Raw genomic sequence first — 8,530 nt, forward strand, 5'->3', positions numbered from 1 at the left:
CTGGCCTCTCCGCCGGGTCGGTAGAGGTATGCGCTCACTGATCATCACGCAGAACATCACCCTCGACGGTTCGATCGAGATGCTGGGAGACTGGTTCAATCCGGAGGCACACGACGACGAACTGGCGGCTGAACTACGCCGTCAGGATGAAACCGCGGACGCCCTGCTGCTGGGCAGGCAAACGTTCCAGGACTTCCGCAGTTACTGGCCGTATCAGACCGACGATCCCACCGGCGTCGCCGACTACATCAACGGCGTCGCCAAGTACGTCGTGTCCGCCACGATCACCGACCCGCAGTGGAGCAACTCGACGATCCTGTCGGGTGATCCCGTGGAACAGGTCGGGATGCTCAAGACGGCACCTGGCGGCGATATCGTCGCCACTGGCAGCATCACGCTGTGCCACACCCTGATCGCCGCGGGCCTGGTCGATGAATATCGGCTGTTCATCTACCCGCATGTCCAAGGCGGCGGGCGGCGGCTCTTTCCGGACGGCACAACCGTTTCCGGCTTCGTTCCCGCGGCCGCACCCAGGACGTTTCCCGGCGGCGTCACGCTGGCTAGCTGGACCGCCCCGAAGTCGCCGTCTGATCGCTGAGATTCAGTTCGCCGGCCAGCGCGCTACCGACCGCCCCAGCTCCTAACGCGTTGGGGTGCAAGGGCGCCGCGAGATGTGACAGCTCGAATCCCTCGATATACCTTTCTCCGGGGGCGGCGCACATGTCGTGTCCCACCGACACCGGTCGGGTATCGAAGAAATCGACCTTCAACCTGGTGGCCAGTGCGCGCTGCTGATCGTCGATCTCGTCGACTTTGGCCTGGAAGTAGTCGGCATCCGCGGGGTTGATCGGCTGCTCTCCGAAGCATCCCCCGGGCCGGATGTAGGTCGCATAACCGACCAGCACGATGCGTGCCCGCGGGGCTTTGGCCCGGACGGCGCCAATCATGGCTTCCCACAACGGTATCTGTCTGCTGATCGAGACGCTGAACCGGTCGGTGCCGCGTGGGACGAAGTCCGCGAAGCAGGGCGGCTGCGCGAGAGAATTTCTGCGGCACTGTGCCGCGCTGCTCGCCAGGCCGACATCGTTGCCGCCGATCGTGATGGTGATCAAGTCGGTATCGGCAGTGACCGCGTCGATCTGTCGCGGTACAACTCCACCGCTGGTCGATTGTTCCCGGTCGGCGATATCGGCAGCGGTGGCGCCGCTGCAGCTGACGTCGACGAAATTGGCGGCGCCGATGCGGCGTGCCAACACCGCGGGATAGTCGTTGGTTGATTTGAAGCAGCCGGGCGGGTCAGCCGCGTCGGGCACCAGTGGCGCCGCTGCCGCCGAGTCGCCCAGCGCCACGTACCTTTTCACGCCTCTGACGGCGGGTTCGAGGCCGGTGGACGACGGTATCGCGCAGACTGCGCCCGCGGCGAGCACGGCGGCGACGCCACCAGTCAGTCCCCACCGCCACCGAGTAAAACGCGCCATTTCACGCCAGGGTAGCGAAAGCGTCTGGGCGGCGGTCTCACGCCGGTTTGCGCAGATCGCGCAGCGAATTCCTGAATCCGCCGTCCAGGTGAATCTGGACGGCTGCCACCGCAACCATCACCGCCGAGGTCACCAGGTGCACCACCGCATCGGTGATGTTGTTCGGAAAGGTGAACACATACGCGACCTGATGGGAGAAAAAGGCCCAAATGCCCGGCGCCGCAACGGCAATCGCGGCGAGGATGAGATAGAGCACCGCCCACGACTTGCGGGCGGAGAACACCAGCCCGGGACCGAACAGCGCCAAGCCGGCGACGGCGTGCCAGCCGTTGTAATCCATGCCGAGCAGTTGGACGGTCGGGGCATCGGGACCCGTCGCAAAACTGGGTTCCAGGATGAAACCGATTACCGCCTGGACGACGTGTAGAGCGCAGATGATCAGCAGTCCGATCTGGGCAAAATTCCACCGCACGTTGCACCTCCTCGTGCTCAGCCGGATGACCGAATACTACGTGATGTAGTAGAGATGGCGCCAGCGTGGTCCCGCGAAATGGCTGACTCGCCAGCTACCCGCACTGTCAAATCCAGCATCCCGTGAATAACGCGAAGAATTCGCAAGAGTGAATAGTCGTACGGCTGTCCTAGAATCGCATTCTGTTTCCCGGAAACCGACGATGTAGCAGATTGGACAACCGCCCCAATTTGTATAACGGGTGATCAACGCTTTGCGAATTGTCGGAGGCCCTGCACTACTGCGTATTTGGATCAATCGCCGTGTGCTGTTGAAAGTGCCCGAAATCTGTGGCACCGTCATGCCCCGTGATGAAACTGTTATAAGCCGCCACCTGTGGTCGAAATAAGAAAGTTATGTGGTCGTAATAAGAACGTGATCGATCGGAGGATTGTGCATGTCATATCTGATAGCCACCCCGGAGGCGCTCGCTGCCGCGGTAACCGATATCGCCGGGATCGGCTCGGCGCTCAACGCCGCGAACGCCGCGGCAGTCGGTCCCACCACCAAGATTCTGGCAGCCGGCGCCGATGAGATATCGGCGGCCGTCGCTTCGCTGTTCGGCGGACACGCGCTGGACTATCAGTCGCTCAGTGCGCGGGTGGCGGCCTACCAGTCACAGTTCATGACTGCCCTGTCGGTCGGTGCGCAGCGGTATGCAGCGTCCGAGCTGGCCAACGGAGCACTGTTGCGGGGTGTCGCGGAGCGGCTGCTGGGAGTCCAGCTGCCCGGCGGCAGCGGCGGTCAGGAGGGTGCCGCCAGCGCCGAGGCCACCGGTACGACCACCGGCAAGACCGGTACGGCGAGCACCACCACTCAGACAGCCGCAGCGACGTCCAGCGCGACGACCCCCGCCGGGAGCGCGAGCGGTACCGGCATATCGGCTTCGTATGCCACGACTTCGCAGTGGAACAGTGGATTCGTCGCGAACTACACGATCACCAACACCGGAACCGCACCCCTGACCAACTGGCAGCTCCAATTCAATTTGCCCGCAGGCGAATCCGTGGCGAACCTGTGGAACGGACACGTGACCCAGTCCGGGACCCAGTACACCGTCACCCCGCAGAGCTACAACGCCACGATCGCGCCCGGTAACTCGGTCACTGTGGGCTTCCAGGGCGCCCAGTCCGGCTCCTACGCGCCGCCGACGAACGTGACGATCGGCGGGCAGCCGGTCATCGGCGGTCAGACCCCGCCGGTCACCACTCCACCGGTGACGAACCCGCCGGTGACCACGCCACCGGTAACCACTCCGCCGGTCACGACACCCCCGGTGACCACTCCGCCCGTCACGACGCCGCCGGCCGGCACCGGCGGGCTGACGGCCGCTTACACCGCGACCTCGCAATGGAACAGCGGATTCAACGGGAACTACGCGATCACGAACTCGAGCACCACGCCGTTGAGCAACTGGAATCTCCAATTCGATCTTCCCGCAAACGAATCCGTCACCAATCTGTGGAACGGACAGGTGACGCACACGGGTTCGCACTACACGGTGACCCCGGCGAGCTACAACGGCTCGATCGCGCCGGGCAGCACCGTCAATGTCGGCTTCCAGGCTTCGCAGACCGGCTCCTATGCGGCGCCCACCAACCTGTTGGTGAACGGCCAGCCCGTCACCGGCGGCACGACCACGCCGCCGACCACCACGCCCCCGGTCACCACGCCGCCGACCACTACGCCGCCGACCACTACGCCCCCGACCATACCGACCGGCGGCACCGTCATTTCGGATCAATACGGCACCAAGACGATCGGCAACGCCTACGTCGTTCAGAACAACGCGTGGAACAACGGCGGTGGACAGGCGATCACTGTGACCGATAACGGTTTCACCATCACCACCGAAAACGGCTCCGCGCCCACCAACGGCGCTCCGCTGGGATACCCGTCGATCTTCGACGGCGTGCACTACGGCACCAGTTCGCCCGGTACCAACCTGCCGATCCAATTGAGCAAGATCCAAACGGCAACCAGCAGCGTCACTTACACGTACCCGACCAGCGGAATCTACGACGCGTCCTACGACATCTGGCTCAATCCCACTCCCATCACGACGGGCGTCAACCAGCAGGAAGTGATGATCTGGTTCAACCACACCGGTCCCATCCAGCCAGTCGGTTCGGTGATCGGCAACGCCACCATTGACGGGCAGAACTTCGCGGTGTGGAAGGGCAGCAACGGGCAGAACAACGTGGTGTCCTACGTCGCCAACTCGCCGATCACCAGCTGGAACAATTTCGACGTGATGGGATTTATCAACCACACGGAAACCGTTGAGCCGGTGACCAATTCGTGGTACCTAACCAGCATTCAGGCGGGTTATGAGCCGTGGAGCGGAAGCGTGGGCGCGGGGGTGAGTGGATTCTCCGCACTCGTCAACGGAGTCTGAGTTGTGCGCGAACAGTCTCAGTTGGACGGAGCGGGAGTCATCGATCCGATGAAGTACGTTTCGCGGCCGGTCGGGTAGCCACCGCCGTTGGTGGCGATGTGGACGTGGTCGTAGTGGTTGGCCGTTTCATTGCCCAGGTCGGCGGTCCAGCTTCCCGAGGCGGGGCCGAGGTAGATCTTCTGCCGCCAGATCACGTGGTCGATTCCCCAGCGTTTGGCGTTGGCCAGGGCCAGCCCGGCGATCTGGTTGCCGAGCGCGATGCCCTCAGGGCTGTCATGGTTGGGAATCATCACGTCGATCGCCAGACCACTGGGGTGCCAGCGCAAGGCGTCCTGACGGAACCCGCCGATGGTCTTGATCTCCGGGAACAGCAACTCGATGACCCGGGCCGCCCAGATGGTCTTTACCTGCAGGCCGCCCTCCGGGGCAATCCCCGCGGGTAGCGCCATCTGAAAGTCCTGGGCCGCCATGGGAGCGTTGCCGGCCAGCATCGCCGCCTCCGCAGCACTGGCGGTCTGCGGCGCGGCGACCGACGGCGACGGCGACGGCGATTGACTTTGCGGCGGCGCCGCGACCAGGGGGCTGTCAGCGCAGCAGGGGGTGTTCTGCTTGGTGTCCTGGGCGTAGATCATCCCGCCGGCGAGCGCCAGTGAGGCCGCGATTGCCAACCAGCGGCCCCAGCCTTTCGCTTCGGCGTCTTTGCCCACCTACAGCACTCTAGTGTCGTATGGGGCCTGTGTGGCACTCTTCGCCGGGTTGTCGGCGTTTTCTCAGGCAGTTCGCCCGGATCAGTTTCGTCCCGGCAGCTTCATCACGGTGCGCACGATGGGTAACAGGGACTTCTGCCAGAGGGCCGACGGCAGGCCGAACGGCGGGTCGAGATTGAACACCCGCGCAGTCGCGATCGTCTGCGATTCGGTGTACTTCAACAGACCCTCGGGACCGTGGCGCCGGCCGACACCCGACTGGCCCATCCCGCCCATCGGCGCGCTGAGGCTGCCCCAGGCGAATGCGTAACCCTCGTCGACGTTCACCGTTCCCGAACGCAAACGGGCGGCGATCTGCTGGCCTTCGGCCGGTGTGCGCGCCCAGACGCTCGCGTTCAGGCCGTACTCGGTGTCGTTGGCCTTCTCCACGGCTTCATCGACGTCGGCCACCGGGTAGATCGAGACCAGCGGGCCGAACGTCTCGTTGGCCGCGCATTCCATCTCCGGCGTCACGTCGGCCAGAACGGTCGGCTCGTAGAACAGGGGACCGATATCGGGCCGGGCCTTGCCGCCCGCGATCACCTTGGCGCCCTTGGAGGTGGCGTCGTTGACGTGCTCGGTCACGGTCTCGAGCTGGCCTTCGGAGATCAAACTGCCCATGTCGACCGAGAAGTCGTAGCCGGTGCCGAGTTTCATGTTGCGCACCGCGTCGCCGAACTTGCGGGTGAACTCGTCGGCGATGTCCTTCTCGACATAGATACGTTCGATGGAGATACAGAGCTGGCCGGCGTTGGAGAAACACGCCCGGGTGGCCGCCTTCGCCGCCTTGTCCAGATTTGCGCCGCGGGTGACGATCATGGCGTTCTTGCCGCCGAGTTCGGCGGAGAAACCGATCAGGCGGCGGCCGGCCTGCTCGGCGAGGTGGCTGCCGGTCTGAGTGGATCCGGTGAACATCAGGTAGTCGCAGTTGTCCGTGATCGCGGTACCGACCACCGAGCCCGGCCCGGGCACGATCGCGTACAGCGCTCGCGGCAGGCCAGCCTGGTACAGCAGTTCGGCGCAGGCCAGCGCGCAGTACGGGGTCTGGCTGTCCGGCTTGAGCACCACCGCATTGCCGGCGAGCAGCGCGGGCACGGAGTCCGATGCGGTGAGCGTCATCGGGTAGTTCCACGGCGAGATCACCCCGACCACACCCTTGGGCTGATAGCCGACCGTGGTCTTGCCGATCCCCGGCAGTAGCGCCTGCACCTTCTGCGGCTTGAGCAGTTTGGCGGTGACGCGCACGTAGTAGTTCGCGTTCGCCATCAGGTCGACGATTTCCTCCTGCGCCGCCCATCGCGCTTTGCCAGCTTCGGCCTGCAGCAGGTCCATCAGGAATTCGCGGTTCTCGATCACCAGGTCCCGATAGCGGCGGATGATCTCGATGCGCTCGGCGACCGGGCGCCTGGCCCATTCGACCTGCGCCGCCCGTGCCTGGGCGAACGCGGCAGCGACATCGTCGGCAGTACCGACCGGGATGGAGGTCAGTGGCTTGCCGGTGAAGACTTCGTTGATCGTCTTGGTCGGACGTTCGTCGATGTCCTTGATCGCGGCAAGCCGGCGCAAGCGGTCGAAGACCTCGGCTGACGGTGCAGGCATATCGCTACCTCTCGAGGACGCGGGGTATCTGTGACCTCAGCCTATCGGGCTGGACAAGGTGGCCTTGCCGCGCTGCTGAGCGCTGACATGCGCAGAAATGTCAACGAGTCGAAATCCGTTGCGCGATCTCTCCGTATCGTTCGAACCGGGCCGGATCACTCAGGGCGTTGTACAGAACGATGCGAGTGGCCGTCCCTTCGTACTTGGCGACGAGCGCCTCCGCCAGTCCGTCCCAGGTGGCCTCGGTGGCGAACACCGCGATGTGATCATCCGTGATCTGAGCTGCCATCCCTTTGAAGTCGCCGGCTTTCTGTTTCTCCCGGATCCGCGCCGTGGTGCCGTCGAACCCGGCTTCGTCAAGGATGAAGGCGTAGTTGGGCGTGCTGGCGTAGAAGCTGAGACTGGCTCGCACCAGTTCACGCTCGTTGTGCCGCTCCTCGTCGGTGTCACCGACGATCGTCATGACCGGCACGATCACCGCGATGTCAGAGGTGTCGCGGCCCGACTTTGCGGCCCCGGCGGCGACGTTCGGCGCCACGTGCCGCGCGAGGTAGCCGGGCTCGCCGAGCGGATGGACGTGCACGCCGTCGGCGACCTCTCCCGCCATGCGCAGCATCCAGGGGTTGACCGCGGCGATGTCGACCTTGGGATCCGGTGCGTCGATGGGGCCGGCGCTCCACTGTGGAGTGATGAAATCGAGGTCGTAGAACTCGCCGTGGTGATCGAGTTTTCCGGTCCGAAACGCGCTGAAGCACGCCTTGACGGCCCGTACGTAGTCACGCAGCCGGGGGCCGGGACGTTCGAACGCCATCCCGTAGCGCCGCACCACGTGGGTGCGGACCTGGGTGCCGAGACCGAGGCGGAAGTTGCCGTTGGTCGCCTCCTGCAGTTCCCATGCCGTGGCCGCGGTGACGAACGGGCTGCGCGGAAAAGCGACTGCGACGCCGGTCGACAGCTGCAGGCCGGGCGCCGCCTGGGACGCCACGGCGGCGTTCAGGTAGGCGGTACGGCCGGTTTCGGTGAACAGAAGGCCGGAGAAGCCGGCCTCCTGGGTGCGTCTGGCGGTGTCACCGATCTGCGTTAGCGGTTGCGGGATAGTCATTGCGTCGACGTGCACGGATGGAACGCTACCTCCGAATGTCCGGCGCCCGCACCAACACTGCCGACCCGGCCCGGTTTTCGGGCGCACTCCACTCGACCGATGCCGACGACACCCGAATACGGCTGATCGTCAGCAAAATTCGGCGCAAGAATTCCGCAAGAAGTTCACGAACTTGTGGCAAGCGTTGTGGCGCATCGTAAGTGGTGTTCTACGGTTGCGGGGGCGATCTTGGGATCGGTAGCGGAACGGCGGACGCGCAATGGACCGGAACAAGCCCGGTCCCGAGTACACGGAGGTGGACGCCGATGGAGCACCCGGAAAGCGGGCCGGCCCGGGCTGAATATCGCAGTCCCGTCTGGCCCCGAATCGAAGGTTGCTGGTGCTATGTTGACGTCGCTGTCGGTTCTGCCCTTGATGTATACCCGCTCGGTGGTTAGGAGTACGAGTGAGTGCCAACCCGTTCGACGACGACAATGGTCGCTTCTTCGTACTCGTCAACGACGAGGAGCAGCACAGCCTTTGGCCGGAATTCGCCGACGTGCCGGCCGGCTGGCGGGTGGTGTACGGCCTGTCCGACCGGTCCGCATGCCTGGACTACATCGAGCAGAACTGGCCCGACATACGACCCAAGAGCTTGCGCGAAAGGTTGGCGCAGGACGCGGGCCGCTGACTCGCCAGCCGTCTGCAACTCGGCGG

Annotated in this window: 8 protein-coding genes; 3 read left to right on the forward strand and 5 right to left on the reverse strand. The window is 64.5% G+C overall.

The window, feature by feature from the left end:
• Nucleotides 1–28 precede the first annotated feature (28 nt).
• Complete coding sequence (locus C0J29_RS14765; RefSeq protein ID WP_065164468.1) at nt 29–598, forward strand: dihydrofolate reductase family protein; 570 nt, start codon at nt 29–31, stop codon at nt 596–598.
• On the opposite strand, the gene C0J29_RS14770 is transcribed toward C0J29_RS14765, so the two are convergent.
• On the reverse strand, nt 561–1,478 hold the full coding sequence (locus C0J29_RS14770; protein WP_082994334.1) for an SGNH/GDSL hydrolase family protein: 918 nt from the start codon (nt 1,476–1,478) through the stop codon (nt 561–563). The two genes, C0J29_RS14765 and C0J29_RS14770, sit on opposite strands and share 38 nt — an antisense overlap.
• A 37-nt stretch (nt 1,479–1,515) precedes the next feature.
• The gene (locus tag C0J29_RS14775; protein WP_065164467.1) at nt 1,516–1,950 is read right to left on the reverse strand and encodes a DUF4383 domain-containing protein; all 435 of its coding nucleotides are present in this window, start codon (nt 1,948–1,950) and stop codon (nt 1,516–1,518) included.
• A gap of 436 nt (nt 1,951–2,386) precedes the next feature.
• Here C0J29_RS14775 and C0J29_RS34775 point away from each other — a divergent pair, with 436 nt between their 5' ends.
• Complete coding sequence (locus C0J29_RS34775) at nt 2,387–4,387, forward strand: cellulose binding domain-containing protein (RefSeq protein ID WP_065164466.1); 2,001 nt, start codon at nt 2,387–2,389, stop codon at nt 4,385–4,387.
• A gap of 17 nt (nt 4,388–4,404) precedes the next feature.
• On the opposite strand, the gene C0J29_RS14800 is transcribed toward C0J29_RS34775, so the two are convergent.
• The 3 genes from C0J29_RS14800 to C0J29_RS14810 all read right to left on the reverse strand — a co-directional run bounded on the left by C0J29_RS14800 (nt 4,405) and on the right by C0J29_RS14810 (nt 7,849).
• Nucleotides 4,405–5,094, reverse strand: a complete 690-nt coding sequence (locus tag C0J29_RS14800; protein ID WP_065164465.1) for a VldE C-terminal domain-containing protein — start codon at nt 5,092–5,094, stop codon at nt 4,405–4,407.
• Nucleotides 5,095–5,175: 81 nt separating this feature from the next.
• Nucleotides 5,176–6,732, reverse strand: a complete 1,557-nt coding sequence (locus tag C0J29_RS14805; protein WP_120792786.1) for a succinic semialdehyde dehydrogenase — start codon at nt 6,730–6,732, stop codon at nt 5,176–5,178.
• A gap of 100 nt (nt 6,733–6,832) precedes the next feature.
• On the reverse strand, nt 6,833–7,849 hold the full coding sequence (locus tag C0J29_RS14810; protein ID WP_120792787.1) for a TIGR03617 family F420-dependent LLM class oxidoreductase: 1,017 nt from the start codon (nt 7,847–7,849) through the stop codon (nt 6,833–6,835).
• 430 nt (nt 7,850–8,279) lie between these two features.
• Here C0J29_RS14810 and C0J29_RS14815 point away from each other — a divergent pair, with 430 nt between their 5' ends.
• Complete coding sequence (locus tag C0J29_RS14815) at nt 8,280–8,504, forward strand: MbtH family protein (RefSeq protein WP_065049403.1); 225 nt, start codon at nt 8,280–8,282, stop codon at nt 8,502–8,504.
• Nucleotides 8,505–8,530 lie beyond the last annotated feature (26 nt).

The organism is Mycobacterium paragordonae (genome assembly GCF_003614435.1).
Classification (GTDB): Bacteria; Actinomycetota; Actinomycetes; order Mycobacteriales; family Mycobacteriaceae; genus Mycobacterium; species Mycobacterium paragordonae.

Coding starts and splice junctions, on each gene's coding strand:
- C0J29_RS34775 (WP_065164466.1), top strand. CDS start 2,387: ATGTCATATCTGATAGCCACCCCGGAGGCGCTCGCTGCCGCGGTAACC.
- C0J29_RS14765 (WP_065164468.1), top strand. CDS start 29: ATGCGCTCACTGATCATCACGCAGAACATCACCCTCGACGGTTCGATC.
- C0J29_RS14770 (WP_082994334.1), bottom strand. CDS start 1,478: ATGGCGCGTTTTACTCGGTGGCGGTGGGGACTGACTGGTGGCGTCGCC.
- C0J29_RS14805 (WP_120792786.1), bottom strand. CDS start 6,732: ATGCCTGCACCGTCAGCCGAGGTCTTCGACCGCTTGCGCCGGCTTGCC.